The sequence below is a fragment of the Lacticaseibacillus saniviri JCM 17471 = DSM 24301 genome, from assembly GCF_001311785.1.
Lineage (GTDB): Bacteria > Bacillota > Bacilli > Lactobacillales > Lactobacillaceae > Lacticaseibacillus > Lacticaseibacillus saniviri.
Genome location: NZ_BBBX01000004.1, coordinates 84,079 through 107,097 on the forward strand (window position 1 = coordinate 84,079; position 23,019 = coordinate 107,097).

General features: G+C 48.8%; 20 protein-coding genes, 4 pseudogenes and 1 riboswitch. Of the genes and pseudogenes, 17 read left to right on the plus strand and 7 right to left on the minus strand.

Translation table 11 applies throughout. From position 1 onward, the window contains the following. Positions 1 to 73: 73 nt before the first annotated feature. Complete coding sequence (gene pepV, locus JCM17471_RS03645; protein ID WP_054776852.1) at positions 74 to 1,480, minus strand: dipeptidase PepV; 1,407 nt, start codon at positions 1,478 to 1,480, stop codon at positions 74 to 76. 210 nt (positions 1,481 to 1,690) lie between these two features. Between pepV and JCM17471_RS03650 the strand changes: the two are divergent. Then, positions 1,691 to 3,311: pseudogene (locus tag JCM17471_RS03650) on the plus strand (glycoside hydrolase family 13 protein). 74 nt (positions 3,312 to 3,385) lie between these two features. Here JCM17471_RS03650 and JCM17471_RS03655 read toward each other — a convergent pair. Both JCM17471_RS03655 and JCM17471_RS16745 read right to left on the minus strand, forming a co-directional pair. Then, the gene (locus tag JCM17471_RS03655; protein WP_263849402.1) at positions 3,386 to 4,246 is read right to left on the minus strand and encodes a glycerophosphodiester phosphodiesterase; all 861 of its coding nucleotides are present in this window, start codon (positions 4,244 to 4,246) and stop codon (positions 3,386 to 3,388) included. 88 nt (positions 4,247 to 4,334) lie between these two features. Next, the gene (locus JCM17471_RS16745; RefSeq protein WP_225354105.1) at positions 4,335 to 4,691 is read right to left on the minus strand and encodes a glycerophosphodiester phosphodiesterase; all 357 of its coding nucleotides are present in this window, start codon (positions 4,689 to 4,691) and stop codon (positions 4,335 to 4,337) included. A 119-nt stretch (positions 4,692 to 4,810) separates the two neighbouring features. Between JCM17471_RS16745 and JCM17471_RS03660 the strand changes: the two genes are divergently transcribed. The 14 genes and pseudogenes from JCM17471_RS03660 (at position 4,811) to JCM17471_RS13910 (ending at position 17,116) form a co-directional block, all read left to right on the plus strand. Further along, positions 4,811 to 5,125, plus strand: coding sequence for a hypothetical protein (locus tag JCM17471_RS03660; protein WP_054776853.1), 315 nt, complete (start codon positions 4,811 to 4,813; stop codon positions 5,123 to 5,125). A 15-nt stretch (positions 5,126 to 5,140) separates the two neighbouring features. Continuing rightward, the gene (locus JCM17471_RS03665; protein ID WP_054776854.1) at positions 5,141 to 6,196 is read left to right on the plus strand and encodes a YibE/F family protein; all 1,056 of its coding nucleotides are present in this window, start codon (positions 5,141 to 5,143) and stop codon (positions 6,194 to 6,196) included. Further along, the gene (locus JCM17471_RS03670) at positions 6,193 to 6,915 is read left to right on the plus strand and encodes a YibE/F family protein (protein ID WP_054776855.1); all 723 of its coding nucleotides are present in this window, start codon (positions 6,193 to 6,195) and stop codon (positions 6,913 to 6,915) included. Before JCM17471_RS03665 ends, JCM17471_RS03670 begins: the two co-directional genes overlap by 4 nt. 6 nt (positions 6,916 to 6,921) lie before the next feature. Next, the gene (locus tag JCM17471_RS03675; protein WP_054776856.1) at positions 6,922 to 7,533 is read left to right on the plus strand and encodes a metallophosphoesterase; all 612 of its coding nucleotides are present in this window, start codon (positions 6,922 to 6,924) and stop codon (positions 7,531 to 7,533) included. Between the two features lie 61 nt (positions 7,534 to 7,594). After that, positions 7,595 to 8,971 (plus strand): bifunctional metallophosphatase/5'-nucleotidase, encoded by a 1,377-nt coding sequence (locus JCM17471_RS03680; RefSeq protein ID WP_054776857.1) that lies wholly within the window; start codon positions 7,595 to 7,597, stop codon positions 8,969 to 8,971. 32 nt (positions 8,972 to 9,003) lie between these two features. Then, positions 9,004 to 9,405 carry a YutD family protein gene (locus JCM17471_RS03685; protein ID WP_082395196.1) on the plus strand — a complete coding sequence of 134 codons (402 nt, stop codon included), beginning with the start codon at positions 9,004 to 9,006 and terminating at the stop codon, positions 9,403 to 9,405. Between the two features lie 221 nt (positions 9,406 to 9,626). After that, positions 9,627 to 10,403, plus strand: coding sequence for a TIGR01457 family HAD-type hydrolase (locus JCM17471_RS03690; protein WP_054776858.1), 777 nt, complete (start codon positions 9,627 to 9,629; stop codon positions 10,401 to 10,403). 94 nt (positions 10,404 to 10,497) lie between these two features. Further along, positions 10,498 to 10,974 carry a TIGR01906 family membrane protein gene (locus JCM17471_RS03695; protein ID WP_225354106.1) on the plus strand — a complete coding sequence of 159 codons (477 nt, stop codon included), beginning with the start codon at positions 10,498 to 10,500 and terminating at the stop codon, positions 10,972 to 10,974. A 48-nt stretch (positions 10,975 to 11,022) separates the two neighbouring features. Continuing rightward, positions 11,023 to 11,970, plus strand: a complete 948-nt coding sequence (locus JCM17471_RS03700; protein WP_054776859.1) for a WxL protein peptidoglycan domain-containing protein — start codon at positions 11,023 to 11,025, stop codon at positions 11,968 to 11,970. 128 nt (positions 11,971 to 12,098) lie between these two features. Beyond that, entirely contained in the window at positions 12,099 to 13,772 is a 1,674-nt protein-coding gene (gene alsS / locus JCM17471_RS03705; protein WP_054776860.1) for an acetolactate synthase AlsS, read from the plus strand. A 54-nt stretch (positions 13,773 to 13,826) separates the two neighbouring features. Then, positions 13,827 to 14,529, plus strand: a pseudogene (budA, locus tag JCM17471_RS03710) (acetolactate decarboxylase). Positions 14,530 to 14,582: 53 nt separating this feature from the next. Beyond that, positions 14,583 to 14,753: riboswitch (Lysine riboswitch) on the plus strand. 114 nt (positions 14,754 to 14,867) lie between these two features. Then, positions 14,868 to 16,298 (plus strand): annotated as a pseudogene (locus tag JCM17471_RS03715) (amino acid permease). 135 nt (positions 16,299 to 16,433) lie between these two features. Then, positions 16,434 to 16,982 (plus strand): hypothetical protein, encoded by a 549-nt coding sequence (locus tag JCM17471_RS03720; RefSeq protein WP_156321580.1) that lies wholly within the window; start codon positions 16,434 to 16,436, stop codon positions 16,980 to 16,982. Then, entirely contained in the window at positions 16,949 to 17,116 is a 168-nt protein-coding gene (locus tag JCM17471_RS13910; RefSeq protein ID WP_156321581.1) for a hypothetical protein, read from the plus strand. The genes JCM17471_RS03720 and JCM17471_RS13910 overlap by 34 nt, the downstream gene beginning before the upstream one ends. 65 nt (positions 17,117 to 17,181) lie before the next feature. Here the strand turns inward: JCM17471_RS13910 and JCM17471_RS03725 are convergent, their stop codons facing one another. From JCM17471_RS03725 to JCM17471_RS03740, 4 genes and pseudogenes are all read right to left on the minus strand, one after another. After that, on the minus strand, positions 17,182 to 17,439 hold the full coding sequence (locus tag JCM17471_RS03725; protein WP_156321582.1) for a hypothetical protein: 258 nt from the start codon (positions 17,437 to 17,439) through the stop codon (positions 17,182 to 17,184). An 8-nt stretch (positions 17,440 to 17,447) separates the two neighbouring features. Then, positions 17,448 to 18,188, minus strand: a complete 741-nt coding sequence (locus JCM17471_RS03730) for a hypothetical protein (RefSeq protein ID WP_054776864.1) — start codon at positions 18,186 to 18,188, stop codon at positions 17,448 to 17,450. Between the two features lie 15 nt (positions 18,189 to 18,203). After that, positions 18,204 to 18,698: a helix-turn-helix domain-containing protein gene (locus JCM17471_RS03735; RefSeq protein ID WP_054776865.1), complete on the minus strand. Its 495-nt coding sequence runs from the start codon at positions 18,696 to 18,698 to the stop codon at positions 18,204 to 18,206. A 69-nt stretch (positions 18,699 to 18,767) separates the two neighbouring features. Then, a pseudogene (locus JCM17471_RS03740) lies at positions 18,768 to 19,420 on the minus strand (deoxynucleoside kinase). A 209-nt stretch (positions 19,421 to 19,629) separates the two neighbouring features. Here JCM17471_RS03740 and JCM17471_RS03745 point away from each other — a divergent pair. Together JCM17471_RS03745 and serS are read left to right on the plus strand one after the other, a co-directional pair. After that, positions 19,630 to 21,159: a helix-turn-helix domain-containing protein gene (locus JCM17471_RS03745; RefSeq protein ID WP_054776866.1), complete on the plus strand. Its 1,530-nt coding sequence runs from the start codon at positions 19,630 to 19,632 to the stop codon at positions 21,157 to 21,159. Positions 21,160 to 21,438: 279 nt separating this feature from the next. After that, a complete protein-coding gene (serS, locus tag JCM17471_RS03750) occupies positions 21,439 to 22,725 on the plus strand; it encodes a serine--tRNA ligase (protein WP_054776867.1) in 1,287 nt (428 codons plus the stop codon). The last annotated feature ends 294 nt before the right edge of the window (positions 22,726 to 23,019 follow it).

The window sequence follows — 23,019 nt, forward strand, 5'->3', positions numbered from 1 at the left end:
GGTCACAGCAGACATCCCCGTCAGCTGTAACTACATTATAGTCGCAAGCGGTCTAAATCTAAAAGAATTTGACTTACTTAGCGAGTTCGCTGATTGCTTCGGCATAAATCGCCACGGCAGCCATAATATCTTTAATTGGCATATATTCGTTTGCTTGATGCATGACGTTTTCTTGATCAGGCATTTGGGCACCAAAGGCAACCCCGCGTTCGATGATGCGACCGTAAGTCCCACCACCGATAACTTGTTCGTGACCCTTTAAGCCAGTTTGGCGTTCGAAGACACCGAGCAAGGTTTGTACCAATGGATCATCACCGGAAACATAGTGAGGACCTTGAGCGTGACCGTTGATGGTAACGTCAACCAAGTCTTCACCTAATGTGCTTTCGATTTGGTCGCGAATCTGACTGGCATCTGTCCCTTGAGGGTAGCGGATGTTGATCATGATTTGCTTGTTGCCATCTTGGTTGAAGTCAAACATGTCAGGACTGGCGGTCAATTCACCCATCACTTTGTCCGTGTAGTTGATTTGTAGCTTGTGGCCGCGTGAGTCTTCATGCATGAAGTCAGCAATCAAGTGCAGGTAAGTCTTGCCCGCAGGATCGAAGTCAAAGGTATTCAGGAAAGTAGCCAAGTAGGTGGCAGCATTGACACCAGCTTTTGGTTCTTGCGCATGAGCGCCCTTACCAACGAGGGTGAGTTCAGTTGCATTACCCTTGGCTTCTGTGGTGGCTGTGACGTGATTTGCTTTGGTGAAGTCTTGCAACTGGGCATCAAAGTCGGCTGGCAGTTGGCCACCGATGACTGCTGTTGCTGATTGTGGCACCATATTAACCCGAATCCCAGCAGTGAATTGTTGCAGGGTCAAGGCAGCGGACTTGGCTGCGATATTCTTCAAGTTAACGGCAAAAGTGGCAATCCCTTTTTCACCATTGATAATAGGAAATTCAGCATCAGGTGAGAAACCAAAGTCGGGTGCTGGTTCAACTTCCATGTAGCGGTTGATGCCGACCCATTCGGATTCTTCATCGGTCCCGATAATAAAATGAATCTTCTTATTAACAGGTAAGCCCAGATCCTTGATCATCTTCAAGGCATAGTAGGCTGCGATGCTTGGGCCCTTGTCATCGGATGAACCACGCGCATAAATCTTGCCGTCTTTGATTACGGGTTCATAAGGATCGGTGTTCCAGCCTGGACCAGCAGGCACAACGTCCATGTGACCGAATAAACCGAAGATTTCGTCGCCGTCGCCCATTTCGATGCGACCAGCCACGTTGTCCACGTTTAAGGTCTTGAAGCCATCACGTTCTGCCAGTGCGAGCATTGCTTGTAATGCTTTTGCAGGGCCGGGGCCAAGAGGTGCGTCATCTGTCTTGTGTTCGATATCGCGTTCAGATTTGATTCGCAGTAAGGTGGTTAAATCTGCGAGAAGATCTTTTTCATATTTAGCCGCTTCGGCTTGCCAGTTAATTGCCATTGAGTCAACCTGCTTTCTTCGTTAGATTAGTACTACCTTATCACATCAGGCATACAAAAGCACCATGGTTCAACGGGCTGTTGTTACCGTTAACAGGGCGATTGGCGGTTGCATTATCGGTTGGCTATGATAAGGTTTGAAGTGAATTGAAATCGGATACATAGATGCGCGGCTCAATGAGTGGTGCAGATGACATAAGGAGGAAGCAGCATGCAGCATTGGTGGCAGACCACAGTGATTTACCAGATTTATCCACGCAGTTTTCAGGACAGTAATGGGGATGGGATTGGCGACCTGCAGGGCATTATTTCCCGGCTCGATTACTTGCAAAATTGGGGATTGGCGCGATTTGGTTGAGTCCTGTCTATCAGAGTCCAAATGATGATAACGGGTATGATATCTCGGATTATCAGGCCATTATGACCGAATTTGGCAACATGCAAGACATGGACCGCTTGATTGCGGAAGCCAAGAAACGCGATATCCGCATCGTCATGGATCTCGTCGTGAATCACACCAGTGACGAGCACGCGTGGTTTGTCGAAGCTAAAAAGGCAAGGACAACCCCAAGCGCGATTACTATGTTTGGGCTGATCCGGTCGATGGGCATGAACCCAATGCTTTGCGATCCAGTTTCTCTGGTTCAGCGTGGCAATTTGATGAAGCCAGCGGCCAATACTATCTGCATCTTTTCTCCAAGAAGCAACCCGACTTGAACTGGACGAATCCCGAATTGCGTCAGGCTGTGTATCAGATGATGAACTTCTGGATCGACAAGGGAATCGGCGGTTTCCGGATGGATGTGATCGATTTGATTGGGAAGATTCCCGAACAAGCAATCACGGGCAACGGTCCACAGTTGCATCCTTATCTGCAGGAGATGAATCAGGCAACATTTGGGGATAAGGATCTGTTGACGGTCGGTGAAACTTGGTCGGCGACACCAGAAAGCGCCAAGCTGTATTCCAATCCCGATCGCCACGAATTATCGATGGTCTTTCAATTTGAAGCCATGATGTTGGATCAAAAACCTGATGGCGAAAAATGGGATTTGGTGCCACTAGACGTCAAGAAATTGAAAGAGGTATTCATTAAATGGCAAACGCAACTCGGCGATGAGGGGTGGAATAGCCTGTTTTGGAACAACCATGACTTGCCACGCATTGTGTCACGCTTCGGTGATGACGGCGACTTGCGCGAGGTCTCTGCTAAGATGTTTGCGATTGCGCTGCACTTCATGAAGGGCACACCGTACGTGTATCAGGGTGAGGAAATCGGCATGACGAATCACACGGTGACCGACTTGGATCAAATCGAAGATATCGAATCGCGCAACATGTATCAGGAACGCTTGGCAGCGGGTTACGCGGTGGATGATATTTTGCAGTCAATCAATGCCAAGGGCCGTGATAACGCCCGCACCCCGATGCAGTGGGATGAAAGTGCCAATGCTGGCTTTACAACCGGCACGCCGTGGTTAGCGGTCAATCCGAATTACCCGGTCATTAATGTACACGATGCATTGGCCGACCCTGAGTCCATCTTTTACACGTATCAGCAATTGATTGCGATGCGTAAAGTGAATCCAATCATGGTGTGGGGTGAATTCAGTGCCATCGAGGCGGTACCCGACCAGGTCTTCGCTTACACCCGGCAGTGGGAGGGCAAGAAGTGGTTAGTTGTCGCCAACTTTGGCAAGACCGAAGCGCACATCGCCCTACCTGGTTACACTGTGAGTGACGTGTTGATTCAAAACTATCCCGATCATGCGATTACGTTGGCTGATCAGACACTGGCACCATTTGAGGCGTTTGCGGTGGTTGTGGCCTAGTCACAGAGTAAAAAATAGCGTCTGGAACAACCCTGATTGGGGTTGTTCCAGACGCTATTTTGGGTTAATAATGACTAATTGCTCACGAGTGGGGCTGTATTATTCGGCAAATGAATCACGGGCTTGAGCTGTTGTGGAATCTGACTGTATTGGTAAAACCACAGTTGGTTATCTGTCTCGGGTGGCAGCACCTGTGCTTCACTGGCTGGTAACCAGCCCGATTCAACCCGTAGCCACAGTTGGTTGTTGTAGTAACGCGCCGCGGTGACCGTGGCGATGGTGCCATTGGTCAATTGTGTCGCGGTTGGACTCGGCTGCAGCGGATCATCCACCAATCTGAGTTGAAGCGCCTCTGTCTTGATGATGATGCGATGATTCAAGAAGAGATGGGCCCAACCCGCTTGCGGGACCACATTGATGGTTTCGGCCGGTACAAATGCGTTTTGACCAATCTGATAATAAACGGCCTGATTGAGGCGCACGCGTTTGGTGACGTCAACGACCGCGTTTGGTGCCAAGGTGCGTTTGCGAACGGCTGGTTGGTAGGGATTCATGTAGATGGGCAACGCGTTATTGCTGGTGTTGCTGGCGAGCGAATTCACGTTCTCAGAAACGGCGTTGGCCTTGAGTGACTGAAATTCATGGCCGAGACCCGGATAATTGGTGACGACACCATCGATGTTCAAGTTGACCAACCAGTTCCAGAGGACGCGATTCTCGTTCATTTCATCCCAGATGTAGACTTTCTTGCCAATGTAGTGCAATTGGCTGACAAGGTCAGGGGTAATTAAGTCAGAGCTGATGTTGATACCATCCACGTACTTGAAGCTGTCGAAAGTGATGCGCTTCAGGGATCCGACAATGAGGATGCGCGGGACATTTGGTAAGACCTTTTGCAGGCGCTTGAGACTGCTGAGTGAGAATGAATGGAACATGACCCGATTCTGGTAGTGATATTGATTAATCAGAGCAGCAATTTTGGCCTCAAGGTCTGGATGGGGTTCACCCTTTGCAATTTTGGTTTCAATTAAATTTTGGCGTTGGTGTGTTGATAATGAGCGAAGACGTCGGCCAGACTGTGGACGGCCTCACCGTTTTGGTTTTGGCCTGCTGCACTTGTGCCAACGTGCTGCTACTGATCAGGCGATTGACCCCGGTCATCCGCACCAGATTATTGTCGTGTTGCACAACGATTTGGCCGTCACTTGTTTCGTGCACGTCGAGCTCGACGTAATTGGCGCCTTGCGCGAACGCACTATCGAAGCTTTGAAAGGTCTCTTCAGGATACACGGTGGGGTCGCCACGATGACCGATTACCGTGAAGCCGCTCAGTAGCAGAAAGGCACTGACGAGAAAAGTGAGTTGAAAAAGGCGATGCATGGCTCCTCCTCCTTTATTAAGACTAGGTAAAACCTTACCACGAAATCAAATCAAAAACAATTATCGGTGATATGCGTTATTATAGAAGACATGCAAAACAACTTTTGGGGAGGCAACTCATGGCTGAACGATACCAAACTTTCGACCTGATTCAAGAGATTACACGTAACGATGGCACCCGCTACAATGAGCTGGGCAACATCATGATGAATGGAGTGGCCGAATCGGCTGCACTCAAGCATTTGATCAAATCAGTGCGCATCTTGCAACTGAACATCCCACACTCAACGGCGGTGAATCGCTACGAGAGCTATATCAATGAAACCTATACGTTTCCAACGGTAGACCTGGATGCATGGGAAGAATGGGCAAAACCCGAAGGCCCCATCAAGCAGGCGTATCAAGAAATCATGGCACAAAACCACATCGGTTAACAAAGGAGGCCCACCATGCCACGTTGGCTCAAATTATTGCTCGTTGTGATTGTGCCGCTGATTGTCGCCGCGTTGGCGTGGGTGGATGCCCCGTTGTATCAGGCGCCGATTGTCGAGGCGACCCGGGTGACGAATCAAAAGGCAGAGGCCATAACGGATGAGAATCAAAATCAGGATCATCAGACCAACCAAGAGATTCGAGCGCGGTACCTGAACACCAAACGTAAGGGGCAAACTGTATCGCTTAACAACACGTTTACTGACAGTGGCACGATTGATTTTGAAGTGAAAACAGGCAACCAACTGTTTGTGACGAGCGGTAAAAGTCCGCAGATCAAGGATCTCAAGCGGGATTGGCTGTTGCTCAGTCTCTTGAGCTTGTTCATCGTGGTGCTGGCATTGACCATGCGCCGTCAATTCTGGATGACGTTGATCAGTTTGGTCCTCAATACCGGTTTATTTTATCTTGCCGTGCACGTTGACGTGACCAATCAGCAGCTGTCGGTCGGTCTGTTGTTCAGTGGTCTCGCGATTGCCTTCACATTAATCACCGCGGTTTTCATTGTGGGATTAAAGCCACTCGCCGGGGTCATCAGTGGCGTGACGGTGCTCGCAACGGGACTCGCAGTGGCATTAGGGTATGCCATCATGACCTTGACTAACTATGCCGGGATTCATCTTGAAACCGTGAAGTACGTGACCCAGGCGCCGCAACTCCTGTTTTATATTCAAGTCGTGATTGGGGCGCTCGGTGCGGTGCTGGACATTGTCGGTGACATCAGCATGACGCTGGCAGCTAGCCCACAGACGGGTAAGGCGCGATTTCAAACCGGCATGGCACTGGGTCGCGATATCTTGGGCCCACTAATCAATGTGCTGTTGATGATTTTTATGGTCGGGACCTTCAGTGAAGCTATTTTGTGGTTGCGCAACAGTAACTCCATTGCGCAAACCGTGGAATGGGTCATGGGGCTCGGTCTGGCACAGACATTGATTAGTGCCTTTGGGATTGTGCTCGCGGTGCCCATCACGAGTCTATTGATGAGTATGAGAAGGGGGACAACACGATGAATGGCATTCTTGCGTTGATTTTAGTGCTCTTTGTTCTCTTACTCGCGGTGGAAGGCAAACACGCGGTGACGACATTTACGTCGTTAGCGCTGAATGCCCTACTGCTGATTGTCACCATCATTCTCATAGCGGGCGGGTTTCAACCGATTGGCGTGGCACTGGTGTTAGGGGTGCTCGGCTTGAGCATCACCATCTTTATGAACAGCCAAAACACCAAGATTGCCGGCCCGGCATTTTTAGCCTCGATGCTCGTACTTTTGGGCCTAGCGGGTTTGATGTGGGTGCTGGTGACATATGGCGTGACCGGTGGTTTTGGCGATGAGGATGGGGAGACCCTAGAAGGCTTTTCACTGCTCATCGGAGTCAGTTTCAAGCAGATTATGATTGCGACTGGTATTATGAGTGCATTGGGTGCTGTCGCTGAGGTCGCCATTGCCGTTGCGGCTGGATTGACCACAGCTGATCTCGACACCCCGCAGGCACAACATGAACTGACCAGTGAAATTATCGGCACCGCCATGAACACCTTGTTCTTTGGGTTCTTTGGTGGCTTTGCCGCGCTATTCATCTGGTTTGTCCGGTTGCACTATGATGTATCACAATTACTGAATAATAAAGTGCTGGTGGGGGAACTCTTCCAGGTCCTCGCCGCGATGCTCGCCGTTTTGGTGACGGGCCCGCTGACCACCTGGATTATCAACCGCCGGCGTAGAAAGTGAGCGCTTATGCAATTCTATATCGCAGATACCCATTTCTTTCACGCAGACTTACTGGGCCAAAATGATTTTGCGCCTCGGTTGTTTGCTAATGTCACAGACATGAATAACGCCATGATTAAGGCGTGGAACGACCGCGTGGACGATAACGATGTCGTCTATCACTTGGGCGATATCGCCATGAATCCTGAGCAGGTACCGACCAACGAACAGACGGCCGCAATCCTTGAACAATTGAACGGCCGCATTGTTTTTATCAAAGGTAATCACGATTATCGCGCCTTGTTCAAGTATCTCGCCGCGCATGATCCCATGCCGGGTGGCACGCCAAAATATCAATTCCATGATGTCGGTGCCATCGTCAAGGACAATCACACGCAACTGTTCCTGACACATTACCCATTGCTGATGGGGATTGTGAAACAGACACTGAATATTCATGGCCATATCCATCACAGCATGGTGCCCGTTGCTGAGAATATCAACGTGGGGGTGGACGCACCGGAACGCGACTTGCTCCCTGAACCATTGCCTTTTGGGGCACCACTCACGGCCGCTGAGATCTTCACTATTTTTGAAAAGAAGCGCGCCTACTTGGCATCGGTCAACGATACGCATTGACCAGAAAACCACACTTCTTTAAGATAGAGGTCATAGGGATTAATGCGGGAGGAGTGAGCCGATGGAAACACTGACGATATTGCATACCAATGATTTGCATTCACATTTTGAAAACTGGCCTAAGATTACGCGGTTCTTGCGCACAACGCGTGAACGCGAACGGGCGGCGGGCCACAGTGTCTTGCTGCTCGATGACGGTGACGCGATGGATCGTTCACATCCACTGTCTGAAGCAACGGATGGCCAGATCAATATCGAGATGCTGAATGAGTTGCAATACGATGCGGTGACCATTGGCAACAACGAAGGTATCGGCAATTCACATGCGGTCCTTTCACATCTGTACGACCATGCGAATTTTCCGGTTGCGCTCGCTAATCTCTTTGAACCCGATGGCACACGGCCAAAGTTTGCCCATCCGGTTGTCCACAAGGTGACACCGGCAGGCACACGGGTTGCTATTATTGGGTTTACCGCACCGTTCTTTTTGACCTACACACCTAACGGCTGGCGGGTTAAAACAGTGGGCGACTTGCTACCCGATTTGCTCGATGATATCGCCGGCACCTATGATGACTTGGTGATGCTGTCTCATCTGGGCATTGAAGCGGATCGCTACTTGGCCAAACATTATCCACAGATTAACGTCATTATCGGTGGGCATACCCATCATCTATTAAAACAGGGCGAGATGGTTGGTCACACGCTAATCACGGCTGCTGAGAAGTACGGTCATTACGTTGGTCAAATCACGCTTGAATTGGACGACAATCATCGCGTGATGGCCTCCCGGGCGGCCACCTATCCTGTCAGTGAGATGCCGACAGAGCCGGACGACCAAGCAATCATCGACGGTTATCGGGATAAGGGACTCGCCATGTTGGCGGCCCAACCTGTGGCCCGATTACCACACGCGTTTGCAATCGACTATCGCCACGATTCACCATTGCGCCAATTGGGGCTTGAGGCCTTGGCGGCAGAGGGTCACACCGATGTCAGTCTGATGAATGCGGGACTCTTCCTGCACGATTTGGACGCCGGCGTGGTGACCAAAGCCACACTGCATTCACTCTTGCCTCACCCTATGCATCTGATGCGGGTGACGCTAACGGGTCGAGACATGTGGCGCTTAGCGATGGAAGGCGAGAAGAATCGGCCTTTCCTGCGTCAATTCCACATGGTGGGCATGAGTTTCCGCGGTAAGATTTTTGGTGACATCGGTTACGCTGGGCTTCAGGTATCGCCTAAGCGTGTGGTCACCTGGCAGGACCAATCACTTGAGGCTGACGCGACGTATACCCTAACAACACTCGATCACTATTTATTTATTCCGTTTTTCCCAACAATCGAAATTATGGGCCAAAACGAATTGCTGTTTCCCGATTTCTTGCGTGATGCCTTTGGTCGCTATCTGGCCAAGCGGTACCCCTTGGATTGAGAAACGTGGCACAACACACTGGAGGAATGAGGATGGCAGAAACAGAGCCACCAAAGTCACTGGACCAAATCGACACATTGATTGCACCAGAAACGGATCAACGCGTCGTTGTTTTGGGCAAGGACTTATTAACGATTGACGATCGTCGCTATCAACTGGTAGAGAATTATCGTGAGGCGTTCGATCGTGAAGCACTCGAGAATCGCTATAACGATATCTTGAGTAAGTATGACTATATCGTCGGTGATTGGGGTTATGACCAGCTGCGGTTGCGCGGCTTTTATCAGCCCGGCAATCGCCACGCCAATCACGACCAGGTGATTACGGCACTAGAGGATTACCTCTATGAATACTGCAATTTTGGTTGTGCGTATTTTTGTGCTGACCCGCTTGGATGCACCGAAACCCAAGCATTCGCGCAATCGGCGGCCTAACCGGTCAAACAAGCGCCCAGCATCAAAAGAAAAAGACAACCAAAATACAAAAAAGGCTGCGCCGCACAACACCAAAAGCCGGCAGCACCCAAGAAGCAATCAGCACCAACTAACAAAAAACCACCAAGAAAACCGGCCCGGCAACAACGGTCGGCCAAAACGCCACGCAAACGGCACTTTACCATTCGCCAGCGTGAGACTAAATAAAGTAGGCATGTATTTTGACTTATAAAGGTTATCTCATTGATTTAGACGGCACGATGTATCGCGGTAAGGAACGTATTCCTGAAGCGAAGGCATTCATTGAACGCCTGCAGGCAGCGCATATTCCGTTCCTGTTCTTGACCAACAACACCACCAAGTCACCTGAGGACGTTGTTGCTAATTTGGCAACCAACCACGATATTCACGCCACACCAGACCAGGTGTACACGCCATCACTTGCGACCGCGGCGTATATTCAGGAACAAAATAATGGCGATGCCAGTGATAAGTCCATGTACGTCATCGGCGAACTGGGCTTGAAGCAGGCTTTACTCGATACCGGCATGCGTTTCAATGAGTATGATCCAGATTATGTGATTGTCGGTCTGGATTACGATGCGACCTATCACAAGTTTGAATTAGCAACACTGGCGATTCAACGCGGCGGGATGTTTATCGGCACAAACGCCGATACCAATCTGCCCAATGAACGCGGTCATGTGCCCGGTGCTGGTTCCGTGATTGCGATGGTTGAACGGGCCACACAGCAGCGCGCCTTTTACATCGGCAAACCGGAAGCCATCATCATGCAGCAGGCCTTGAAGAAAATTGGCTTGAAGGCGGATGAAGTGGTCATGGTCGGTGACAATTACAACACGGACATTAAGGCCGGCATCAATGCTGGGATTCCGCAGTTATTGGTTTACACCGGTATCTCGACTAAAGAACAAGTCGCACAGGCAGCCATCCAACCGACACACGTTGTTGATTCTCTGGCAGAGTGGGAAATCTAATGCGAATCTTGAAAACCGTTTTGTTGTGGATTGCCATTATTAGCGGTGCCGTAGTGGGTACGATTCTACTTTCAGTGGGATTGTTTCCACTTTTGTGCATTTTGACCACCTCGATCAAATCGCGAATCTCTCCTTTGGCCGGTTGAACCAAAATTATTGGCAACTGATGTTGTACTTGGTGGTGCCATGGATTTCGCCGCTTAAAATGCGTGACTTCCCGGTCAGCGTCAGTGGTGCTCATCACTTTGCAGATGTCAAAAACCTATTCGTGCTGGCGCTCATCGTGCTGATTGTCACCATTGTGCCCGCCATTCGTTACTGGCATCAGTTGCGCCAACAGCATCGACGTTACGTTCTGGTCCGTCCGTTTCAAATCGGTGCCGTGGTGCCCGTTATTTTGGGCGCGTTGATGGCGATTAATTTTGATGAAGTCTTCGTGACGTTCCATCACATCCTGTTTCGAAACTCGGATTGGCTATTCGATCCAGTGACAGATCCGGTCATCAATGTCTTGCCGGAAGATTTTTTCTCGCCTGTTTTATCGTGGCCCTGTTGCTGTTTGAAATTGTGATGGGAATTGGTATTTGGCGTGGCAAACAAGACAGTCGGAGGTGAAGACATGCGCAGATGGCTATGGTTAGGAATTCTTCTCGCGTGGTTCGCATGGCCGCAGCAGATGGTCCATGCTGCGATCAGCGATTTGTCGGTCTCACCAGTGACGACGCGGCAGCCGAGTGACCGATTTGAAGTTTCTGGCAGTGCGGGCAGCAAGCAGACATTGACTTTATCAGTCGCAAACTTTGGTTATGCGGCCAAGCAGATTGTGATTAAACCGCTGAATGCGATGACCACAGCGAGTGGGACATTGGGTTACAGTGCGAGTCGCCCACTGGCTGCGGCAACATCAGTGACTCAGCTGGTCAAGTCACAGACGCTGACGTTACTGCCACAGACCTCAAAGGAAGTGGCGATCCCAATCACATTGCCGGCAATCGCCTTTGATGGCGAGGTGCTGGGCGCCATTGCAGTTCAGATTGACCAATCGCTCTTGCCTGAAGATCGCGGTCAAATTACGGTACCTGTCGCAATCACGATGACCGACCGACTACCGGAGTTCAATCCAACGGTCGGTACACCGATTTCCAGCATGGATAAGCAACATCCTTGGCTGACGATTCCGGTTGAGAATCGGCAGGCGCGCACGATGCGGCACGTCAAGGTGACGCTAAAAGTGCAAGAGCAACACTGGTGGAATCGGTTTGTCGCGCCGACAGTTCAGCAGGTGACGATGACGAATGTGACCATCGCGCCCAACAGCGTGTTGCCACTGAAAGTGAAGGCACCGGGCAATCGATTTGAAAGCAGCTATCAAGTGAGCGGGACGATTCAGGCGGGTAGTCAAACCTGGCCGATTAAACAGGTCTTGCATCCGAACGCCGAAGCGATTGCGGACTTCAATCGTGATTTGCCTTGGCCATGGACTATCTGGGCCACACTGATCGGGGTTTTCCTCGGCATTGTCGTGCTGGTGGCCGTGATTCGCTACTGGTGGCTTTTTAGAAAATGATACAGATTTAAGTTTGACTTGTAACAGCTCAAGTGCTAAATTAATTGCATTGAGCTGTTTTTATTTTTCATTTTAGCAACAGCGTCCATTATTTTATAATACAGTTGTCACGGAAAGAGGAGACAGAAATGGCCGAAACAGAACACTTTGGTGCCGATTTGATCGTAGATAGTTTGGCAAATCATCATGTCGATTACGTATTTGGGATTCCCGGTGCAAAAATTGATCGTGTATTTGAACGTCTTGAACATCCTATTAATCCGAATGCCCCACAACTCATTGTGGCCCGGCATGAACAGAATGCGGCCTTCATGGCGGCTGCCGTTGGTCGATTGACCGGCAAACCAGGTGTTGTGATGGCGACTTCCGGTCCTGGTGCGTCTAACTTAGCGACTGGGTTGGTGACGGCTACCGCTGAAGGGGATCCCGTCGTTGCGATTGCGGGTCAGGTTAAACGGGCCGACTTATTGCGTTCATCACATCAAAGCATGCGCAATGCCGATTTGTTTGCACCTATCACCAAGTACTCAGCCGAAGTCCAAGATCCGGACAATGTTTCCGAAATTATCGCCAACGCATACCGCGCGGCCTCATCTGGGAAGCAGGGCGCAAGTTTTGTTTCTGTGCCACAGGATGTGACGGATTCAGCAGTCAGCTCCGCACCGATCAAGCCATTAGCGGAACCTAAGTTAGGACCCGCTAGTCCCAGTGACCTAACTTACCTGGCACGCCAAATCAAGGATGCCCAATTGCCTGTCTTACTGCTCGGTATGCGTGCATCCTCTAGTGATGTCACAGAAGCAATCCGTAATCTGATCGATGTAACGGAATTACCTGTTGTCGAAACCTTCCAAGGCGCCGGCATCATCTCTCACAAGCAAGTGAAGAACTTCTTTGGCCGTGTGGGTCTGTTCCGTAACCAACCAGGGGACATGTTGCTCAAGCAAAGTGACTTGGTCATTGCGGTGGGTTACGACCCAATCGAATACGAACCACGGAACTGGAACGCAGAACGCGATTCACGGATTATCGTGATCGACAATCTGCCAGCCGAAATTGATCATAATTTTGAACCTGAAACCGAGTTGGTCGGTGATATTTCACAAACACTCGAAATCTTAACGCCATTGCTGCGTGGCTATCAGGTGAGTCCAAGTGCCAAGAACTATCTGGCAGACTTGCAAGAAAAACTGGTTGACCGCGATGTACCGCCTGCAGCCAAGGGTAAGTTGAATCACCCATTAGCCATCATTCGGGCCCTGCAAGATCGAGTCGATGATGACATGACCGTTTCTGTCGATGTCGGTAGCCACTACATCTGGATGGCGCGTCACTTCAGAAGTTATCAACCACGGCATCTGTTGTTCTCAAACGGGATGCAGACGCTGGGGGTTGCCTTACCTTGGGCCATTGCGGCCACATTGGTTCGGCCAGGTAAGAAGGCTGTTTCGGTGTCCGGTGACGGTGGCTTCCTGTTCTCAGCACAAGAACTGGAAACGGCTGTGCGCTTGAAGGCCAATTTGGTTCACATCATCTGGAATGACGGCTATTATGATATGGTTAAGTTCCAAGAAGAGATGAAGTATGGTGAAAGCGCTGGGGTTAAATTCGGCCCAGTTGATTTCGTGAAGTACGCTGAAAGCTTTGGGGCAACCGGCTTACGCGTCGATGATCCAGCCGACTTGGGCAAGGTTCTCGATCAAGCCTTTGCCACAGATGGCCCTGTGATTGTGGATGTTCCTGTTGATTACAGCGACAACGAATCCCTCGGCCAAGCCATGCTTGCGGATCAATTCTATTAGGATAGTGCTGTCTGCATTGTGGCAGCAAACAACGAATTTGTGGGAGGAAAAGTCATGACAACACTGTATCAGCACGGCACATTAGCATTACTCGTGCCCGGATTATTCACCGGAACGCAGACTGTGGGCGAATTGCTCAAGCATGGTGATACCGGCATCGGGACCTTAGAGGGCCTCGACGGCGAATTGATCATCATGGACGGCATCGTTTATCAGGTCAACGCAATGGGGCAAGTGCGCGTGGTTAACGCGGATGAAACCGTGCCATTTGCTAACGTTCATAAGGCCCATCCACAACCAAAAATTGCGGTTGAGGATGCTTCAAGTGATGCGCTCAAGCAGATCGCGCTGAAGGAATTGAAGACTGAGAACCTGTTTGCCGCCATTCGCGTGGATGGTGAATTCAGTCAAATGCATACCCGGGCAGTGTTGCCACAGACCAAACCTTATCCCACATTAGCGGCGACGGCTGAAGGCCAACACGAGTTTAATGCCACCAATATCAAGGGCACCATTATTGGTTATTTCTCACCCGTTATTTATGCGGGTGCGGTGGCAGCGGGCTTCCACCTGCATTTCTTGAGTGAAGATCATGTCATGGGTGGGCACATCCTCGATTTTGACCTGGCCAAGGGGAATTTGCAGATTGAGACATTTGATAATTTCAACCTGCATCTGCCCGTGCACGACCCCGATTTTTGGAAACCAAAATAATGCAAAGCAAGCGATGCGCGATATCGCTAAAGCTGAGAATTAGAATTTCGTCATTTTCCTTGAAGCAACACGCAGGCTCTGATAAGCTGTCTAGTGCATATGATTAGAGGTTGCGTGAATCATGAGTCACCTTGAGGACAGCCCACAGCTGGATGAGCCAAGGTAAAAGGGATGAGCGCCGAAGTGAGACCCGAGTGGAAGGGGATTGCTGGGCCAGGCATGAATAATGACTGGACTGTCGCAGGAATGCGGAGCGCTAACATGACGATATCCCCAGAATCTTTGTATTCACACGCGGATCAGTCTGTTTGGGCTGATTCGCGTTTTGCGTATTTTAATAAAAAGGGAGTTAGGATTGTGGCAGATTCAGGCAACAACGGCATGAAACGGGAGTTAAAAACGCGACACTTATCGATGATCGCGTTAGGTGGTAGTATCGGGACCGGCTTATTCGTCGCCAGTGGTTCCGCGGTGGCAACGGCTGGACCTGGTGGTGCGTTACTCGCCTATGCAGCAATTGGGGTGATGGTGTACTTCTTGATGACCAGTTTAGGGGAAATGGCGACATTTGTGCCGGTTTCCGGGTCATTTTCAACCTATGCCACGCGCTTCGTGGATCCCGCGTTAGGTTTCGCACTGGGGTGGAATTATTGGTTCAACTGGGCCATCACGGTGGCGGTGGACGTCGCAACCACGGCGATTGTGATGCACTTTTGGCTGCCGAATGTTCCAGGATGGATTTTTAGCCTCGGCTTCTTACTGTTGATTTTTGATTAACATTGTCTCAGTCAAATCCTTCGGGGAGACCGAATATTGGTTATCCTTGGTGAAGGTGATCACGGTGCTGGCTTTCTTAGCGGTTGGTCTGTTGACCATTGTCGGCGTATTGGGTGGCGGTCCTGCCATCGGCTTGCACAATTACACCATCGGCGACGCACCGTTTGTGGGTGGCTTACCGGCGACCCTGTCCGTCTTGTCGTGGCTGGGTTCTCATTTCAGGGCACCGAGTTGATTGGGATTACAGCGGGGGAATCAGAAACTCCTGAAACCAGTATTCCAAAGGCAATCAAGCAAGTGTTCTGGCGGATTTTACTGTTTTATATTCTGGCGATTGCTGTGATTGCGGCGATTATTCCATACACAAGTCCAAGCTTACTCGGGGCTAGCGCCAAGGATGTGGCCATTTCGCCATTCACCTTAGTGTTTGATCGTATTGGGATGGCCGGTGCCGCTTCAGTGATGAACGCCGTTATTTTGACCTCTGTTTTATCCAGTGCCAACTCGGGGATGTACGCGGCAACACGGATGCTCTGGGCCATGGGCGAGACAGGCTTTGCGGCTCGTATCTTTGCTAAGACAAACAATCGGGGGATTCCGCTGGCCGCCTTACTGGGCACAACCGCAGTCGGCGCATTGACCTTCTTGACCAGTGTGATGGGCCCCAACGTGTACCAGCTACTCGTGGCTGCCTCCGGTCTGACCGGCTTTCTGGCTTGGCTCGGAATCGCGATTTCACATTATCGCTTCCGCAAGGCCTTTATTGCCCAGGGACACAAGTTGACCGAGCTGGTCTATCACGCAAAGTGGTTCCCAATCGGGCCAATTTTGGCCATTGTGATGAGCTTGGTGGTCATTGCGGGTCAGGACATCAACTCGATTACGAATTTCCACTGGGATAAGTTATTGATCAGTTACATGTCGATTCCATTGTTCTTGATACTGTTCTTCTATTACAAGATCAAATATAAGACGCATCTGATTCCTTTAGAAGAGGCAGATTTGTCCGCTCATCAAGAAGGTACAAAGAAATAACTTGAAACCGATTTCATTTGCCGTTACACTTATCAGTGGTAATGATCAGTTTGAAAAGAAAAGGCAGTGACACATGATGTGGATACGATTAACAACCAAATTACTCTTACAACTGGTTGAGACGGATTCAGCGATATGGCACAGTGGTGGCAGAATCGGTTCCATCACGATCCGTGTTCGCGGGTGCAACAGGCACAGCAGCGTGGTTGGGTGTCGCCAACAATGGCACTCACGCAGATTGGTCGGCAGATCAGCCAGCGCATTCCTGATTTGCATTTGATTCCGGTGTACTATCTGCCGGGCATCATCGATATTCATGCGGTGATGGGCTACAGCAAACAACACACTGACCTTGAGTCGACGATGGTAATTCGCCGGCTCCTGGATCGCGCGGCAGCGCATAATCAGGACGATGATGTCTTGCATTCCATTCGTCACATGCAGTTGAAGTGGGATTTTGAAACGCAACATCTGGATTATGCGCAGACCGATGTGATGCAGTTATTGTGGCAACGGTTGGGTGGCGATGGCCGGCAACAACCCGCCTTGAATCAATATGATAAGCAATTACTGCTGCGACTTCTGGAATCACAGAATTGGAATCTCGATGAGTTCGAGTGGCGTTTTCGGATTGGTTGCAGGCCCAAAATATGCAACACAGCTTGCTCACGCGGTTTGAAATGATGCAGCGGGTGATGTATGAAGTGACGAAGAATCAGGCTGCCATCGACGAGTTGCAGCAAGTCAGCAGTGAACGGCAGTGGCGGCAATCGCTTGCGTGGCTACAGCCCATTGTTGATAAAGAAGATGTGCTTTAATACGGTACGAAAAAGGCGTTGTGTCATTCCCTCGGTGGGAGTTGACACAACGCCATTTTTGTCTGTTAGGCTTCTTTTGAAACAGGGACTTCGATGACCTTGTTCAAGAAGATATGTTTGATGCGGATGTAGAGATTGTAGAAATCTGTCTCAGTCGAATCAATATTCCAGTTGAGCACAGCTTGGTCGTCGGCCACATCGGGATTGTATTCATTGAACTCATCCAGATCATCCATTGACGTGATGATGAGGTCCGCCGCTTCGATTGGCGCCTCATCCGGCAAAATATTGACGATGTTGATGTCGCGTAAGAATAGTAACATGTTATAGCTCACCAAATCGGTAAAGCCGATGAGCATTTGACGTTGACCGCTTCGTCCCACTTGAATTGGCGCAGGTAGGGCACCAGCAGGTAATACAGAATATGCGTCAAGGAATCACTGTTATCGCGAAGTACCTGATACTCGGAATCATCGGGCAGGGTCGCAGTGAATTGCATGATGTAGGTCAATAGCTTGGCCTGTTCATATTCCAACCGCTGCGGACTGTAAAAATCGATCAGTTTGACCTGATCATCCTGCATCAGAAAGAAGTTCAGGAAGACTTTGGCCAGATTCACGACCAGTAACCGATCCTCAATCAATGGCCGCGCATCATCGTTGTAATAAGGCTTCAGATAATTGATGAAGTGGGCGACGTAGTGATGGATGATCGTATCTGTGCTCACGAAATATTGATATAACTGAGCCTCAATCGGCTTCAGATTCGTGAAGTTGATATCGCGGTTTTGTTGAAAATGGAAAAAAGCTGATTCCGCTTGTAGCGTTCGCGGTGAGAGACTTGGAAATGAGCTCTGGTCATAGATGGGTTCATCAAACGGGGCAAAACCTTTGAACAGCTTTGTGAACCGTGAGAACGAATTAATCACCTTACCGCGAGCGATACGCAAGCGACAAATGGCCCAAAACAATTCGTCTTGGATGACTTCGATGGGGTTCGTTCGAATATTAGTCAATTTCTCATACTGAGCGGCCACCCGTTCCAGCTGCAATGACTTGATGGGCCAAGCCACACCGTGGAACCCAAGCTAATAAAAGGCAAACAGGAATAAGCGGACCTGTTTTTCATCGCCCTGAATCTCGGCTTTGGTCAGTGACAACTTGAGATGGTACTTGGCTAACAAGTCGCGCAATGGCACGGTCTTGCGCAGAAGGGTTGAGCGACTGATGAAGCGCTCCTGACAGAACCGATCAACGCTTGGAATGTTGCCCTGTACCAAGTAGTCCAGGAATTGAAACTGGATCGCGTCTTCGAGCAGGTGGAGCCGATATTCGTCCACCGATATATCGAAATTGCGCAATTGCATGAGTTGTTTACGGATTGTTTTTATTGGAAGATCGCTCATGGTCTCGAGATCTGCCAGTAGTTCTCGGCAGATATTGTATCCCTGCTGGTAAGAGATGTTCATCTCATTACTCAGGTCATTGACAGTCATGATACCGGTACCGCTGGCTTTTAGAATGCGAAACATTTGAAACTTTTGTAAATCAGCTTTTTCCAAAAACGTTTCTTCAAATAGCACAATGGGTCTCCTTCAATAATACTCTAATTTAAGTATATCAAATTAGAGTAAATTGCGCTAAGGCTTATATTAATCTGTCACAGCATCTAGCTGCTTGAGTTTGTCATCAATCATGGCAATGACGGTTTTACGATCGGCTTCATTTTCGACAAAGTCTAACTTGTCACCATCGATTTGCATCTTTGGACTTTCATCGTAGTCGTCGTACCATGCGGCGTAACGTTGGTTTAATTCTTTGTAATAGTCGTAGAGCGATGGATCGACGTCGAGCTGTTCGTAAGGGCGGCCACGGCGCTGAATCCGAGAGAGCATGGTATCAAAGCTGACCTTGATATGTACCAGCAAATCAGGGCGCTTTTTGTGTGCGGCGTAGGGCAGTTCTTCCATCATATTCTCTAACAGCGCATCATAGACACGGACTTCAGTATCAGTGGCGCGACCCAAGTCAGCATTCAAGTGGAACAACAAGGAATCTTCAAAAATGGAACGATCGAGCACGTTGTTGTCATCACGGTACGCTTGTTTGATCGAGTCAAAACGCTTGTTTAAGAAATAAATTTGTAATAAAAAGGCATATTTTTTGGATCTTGGTAAAACAGTGGTAAAACTTCATTATCATCAACTGATTCATAGAAGGCTTCTGTGCCGAAATGGTCAGCAATCATTTGTGTGAGGCTGGTTTTTCCCGCCCCAATAGTTCCTGCAAGTACGATCAAAGTCATCATGCTCCCTCTTTACCCAATAATTTTGTTAAGCACATCTGTTTTATATTACGAGTTGAGCGGGTTGCATGCAAGCGAGAATTTTTTAATCTTTTTTAGTCAAACATTAACCAAACAATGGTAATATAATTTGAGATATATTTAGGGGGAGCACAACATGCGAAAGGATAGAAATTTTTCTAACGACATCGGATAATGAAAAATATCGTTTGTTTGTTAATATTAAGCGGGCAAGACTCGCACAATCGTCCGTCGTTGATCGAATCAACGACCAGCGTGAACACAAGAATTTCGTGACCGACATCAATCTCAAGCAGATTGCTATCATCACTCACAAGAGTTATAGCAGTGTCTATAACACCTATTCGAGTTTAATTGAAGAACTCGAACAACTGACTCACCGTAAGGGCGCTTCTATCAAGCGCTTATTTGCCGTGACGGAGGATGACCTGTTTTTTTATTCGGTCAAAAAATCCCATCCATATCGGTTTATCATGACGATTCTGACGAAAAATAATGTTTCGTTTGAGGACTTTTGGAAGTCTGAGAATAGCTCAAAGGCAACCATGCTGCGGCACTTGAAGCCCTTGCGTGACTATGCCAAGACATATGATATTTCTTTTGCGTATGAACCCATGCGTTTTCAAGGGGACGAGCGCAAATTACGTTTGTTCTTGAGTGTTGTTTTCTGGTTAGCGACAGATGGTGCCTCATGGCCTTTTGAAACTGTTTCAGAAGAGACCGCACGCCAGACGTTTAGGTATTCACTGAACATGCTTGAGGAAGAACGGCCCAATTCCGTCACGGAACGTGTGGGGATGATCTACATGGCGGTTGGATTCTTACGCATTAAGTCAGGTCATGCGTTGACTTACGATGAACAGAGCAAAATGATGAACTACCCAATTCCTAATATGTTTAGGGATTTGGAATTAGATGATGAAGCACTCAATACGGCGATTCATTCATTGGATGTGGAAAAACAACTCGGTGAGACGGCAAACCTATTTTTCCTGTTCAACTTTGCACCGGTCTATATTTTGCCAGATGGTCAACAGTCCATCGACACCATCGAGCGGTTCCGTCACTATAACCCCGCCATCTATACGTTGGTCACCGAATTTCTAGAACAGCTACCATACAATGTTCGCGGTCAACTTCACATGGACAATGAGGAATATGGGTTGTTGGTCGCCAATCTGCTCACGATTAGCATGAGCACGTTGGTTTTGGGTCGCGACTTCTCTTATATGGTGGCACAGGATCTCAATCTGCGCTTACAGATGGTGCCAACGAATAATGTCTTGCGCGCGCAAGTGAAGCAGACGATTGACTATATTGTCTATGATCGACAATTGACGGCGCTGGAACCCATGGTTGAGCAGCTCAGTGAGGCGTACTACAACAATCTGTATCAGTATATCTATCAGATTCGGCCAGATGTGACAGTCAAGGTTGCACCTGTCATTGAACAGACGGTTATCGGGTATATCGATCTCTTGGTCTTTTTGAATGCTATTCCATTTGTGGAGATCGCCCAACATGACGATGCGTTGAGTGACGCGGATATCGTGATCAGTAGCGCTTATCTCGATAGTGACGATATCGGTTCTGAGAAGCCACTGATTTTGCCGTGGCGCCTAGAATACAACAATGATAACTTCGGACAGCTCTATAGTGCGCTGCGTGAAACATGGGATGCCAAGGTGAATGCGGCTCGCGAAGCAGCACAGCAATAAGAAACAAGTTGCAAATTTGAGGTAAGTACGGTATTTTAATTCTAATAACAAACACGTGAATAGGTGCATACAGGGTAGTACAGAGATGTGGCGGTTGGTGCGAGCCACAATAAACCCGATTCCAGCATGACAGTGGGCAGTGATGAACTGCACGGTTCTGGCCGTTATCAGTCAATTGAGTGTGATTGCTTGCAATCAAACTTGGGTGGTACCGCGGAATAAAGCCTTTCGTCCCAATGTGATGGAAGGCTTTTTGTGTACAATTAAGGAGGAAAAACAATGTTAGATCTCAAATTGATTCGTCAAAAACCAGATTGGGCCAAGGAAAAGTTGGCTGCGCGTGGGATTGAAGGCGCGGAAGTCGATGAATTACTCGCGCTGGATAAGGATCGGCGTGAAGTGATTGTCCAAACAGAAGATATGAAGGCTAAGCGCAATGAAGTCTCCTCAAGCATTGCGCAGATGAAGCGCAACAAGGAAGATGCCACAGAACAGATTGCGGCAATGCGTGAAGTGGGACAAACCATCAGTGACTTGGACGCTCAGTTAGCAGAGCTCAATGACAAGGTGAACTATATCTTAGTTCGGTTACCCAACTTTCCTGATGATTCCGTTCCTGTTTCTTTGGACGAAGCGGATGCACGAGAAGAACGCAAATGGTCCACACCGCGTGAATTTGATTTCACGCCCAAAGCGCACTATGAAATTGGTGAAGATTTAGGCATCTTAGACTTTGAACGCGCCAGCAAAGTGTCTGGTAGTCGGTTTGTCTACTATCGTGGTGCCGGTGCACGCTTAGAACGTGCTGTTTACAACTTCTTTTTAGATGAACACCAAAAGGAAGGTTACGAAGAATTAATTACACCTTACCTGGTGAACAATGATTCCATGTTTGGAACCGGACAATTTCCTAAGTTCACCGAAGATGTTTACACGATGAGTAATGAAGGCGAACCAATGACTTTGATTCCAACGGCAGAAGTGCCATTGGTGAATTACTACCGCGATGAAATCATTCCAACGGAACAATTACCAATCAGCTTCACTGCGCTGTCACCAGCTTTCCGTTCAGAAGCGGGGAGTGCCGGCCGTGATACACGTGGGTTAATCCGGATGCACCAATTCAATAAGGTGGAAATGGTGAAATTCACCAAGCCAGAAGACTCATGGCAAGAACTTGAGAACCTGGTTCACGATGCAGAAGACTTGCTGCAAAAGCTGGGCTTACCATATCACGTGATCACACTCGCGAGTGGGGATGCCAGCTTTACATCGGCTAAGACCTATGATCTTGAAGTCTGGTTGCCCGCCCAAGATCGTTATCGTGAAATCTCAAGCTGCAGTAACTGTACTGATTTCCAAGCGCGTCGGGCCCAGATTCGTTATCGCGATGATAACGGCAAGCCACAATTAGTCCACACACTGAACGGATCCGGCTTAGCTGTCGGTCGTGCAGTCGCTGCTATTTTAGAAAATTATCAAAAAGCTGATGGCAGTGTGACAATTCCAGAAGTGTTGGTACCATATATGGGCGGCCAGACAGTGATTGAAAAAGTTGAACGTTAATTCACTTTTTACCAACTTCATCCGGATTAAGTAGCACGCGTTATTTAAGCGGATGGCATCAATAAGCAACGACTAATTAATATTCATTCAGATTAGAAAGGGATGTCTCCTCAATTCGAGGAGACATCTCTTTTTGATTTGTTCGGGTTTGAAAAAAAGCATTAATTTTGCTTGACCCATTAGGCTCTGGCTGATATGATATTCCTTGTCATCAAGTGAGTTACAAATTGTTGTTGACAACGAGCAACGAACTTGATACACTATTGAAGCTGTCAATTGCATAAACGCTTTAGG

Bases quoted from the DNA above. Each gene is read 5' to 3' on its own strand.
- pepV (WP_054776852.1), bottom strand. From the start codon at position 1,480: ATGGCAATTAACTGGCAAGCCGAAGCGGCTAAATATGAAAAAGATCTT.
- JCM17471_RS03655 (WP_263849402.1), bottom strand. From the start codon at position 4,246: ATGTTCCATTCATTCTCACTCAGCAGTCTCAAGCGCCTGCAAAAGGTC.
- JCM17471_RS16745 (WP_225354105.1), bottom strand. From the start codon at position 4,691: ATGCATCGCCTTTTTCAACTCACTTTTCTCGTCAGTGCCTTTCTGCTA.
- JCM17471_RS03660 (WP_054776853.1), top strand. From the start codon at position 4,811: ATGGCTGAACGATACCAAACTTTCGACCTGATTCAAGAGATTACACGT.
- JCM17471_RS03665 (WP_054776854.1), top strand. From the start codon at position 5,141: ATGCCACGTTGGCTCAAATTATTGCTCGTTGTGATTGTGCCGCTGATT.
- JCM17471_RS03670 (WP_054776855.1), top strand. From the start codon at position 6,193: ATGAATGGCATTCTTGCGTTGATTTTAGTGCTCTTTGTTCTCTTACTC.
- JCM17471_RS03675 (WP_054776856.1), top strand. From the start codon at position 6,922: ATGCAATTCTATATCGCAGATACCCATTTCTTTCACGCAGACTTACTG.
- JCM17471_RS03680 (WP_054776857.1), top strand. From the start codon at position 7,595: ATGGAAACACTGACGATATTGCATACCAATGATTTGCATTCACATTTT.
- JCM17471_RS03685 (WP_082395196.1), top strand. From the start codon at position 9,004: ATGGCAGAAACAGAGCCACCAAAGTCACTGGACCAAATCGACACATTG.
- JCM17471_RS03700 (WP_054776859.1), top strand. From the start codon at position 11,023: ATGCGCAGATGGCTATGGTTAGGAATTCTTCTCGCGTGGTTCGCATGG.
- alsS (WP_054776860.1), top strand. From the start codon at position 12,099: ATGGCCGAAACAGAACACTTTGGTGCCGATTTGATCGTAGATAGTTTG.
- JCM17471_RS03720 (WP_156321580.1), top strand. From the start codon at position 16,434: ATGGCACAGTGGTGGCAGAATCGGTTCCATCACGATCCGTGTTCGCGG.
- JCM17471_RS13910 (WP_156321581.1), top strand. From the start codon at position 16,949: ATGCAACACAGCTTGCTCACGCGGTTTGAAATGATGCAGCGGGTGATG.
- JCM17471_RS03725 (WP_156321582.1), bottom strand. From the start codon at position 17,439: ATGTTACTATTCTTACGCGACATCAACATCGTCAATATTTTGCCGGAT.
- serS (WP_054776867.1), top strand. From the start codon at position 21,439: ATGTTAGATCTCAAATTGATTCGTCAAAAACCAGATTGGGCCAAGGAA.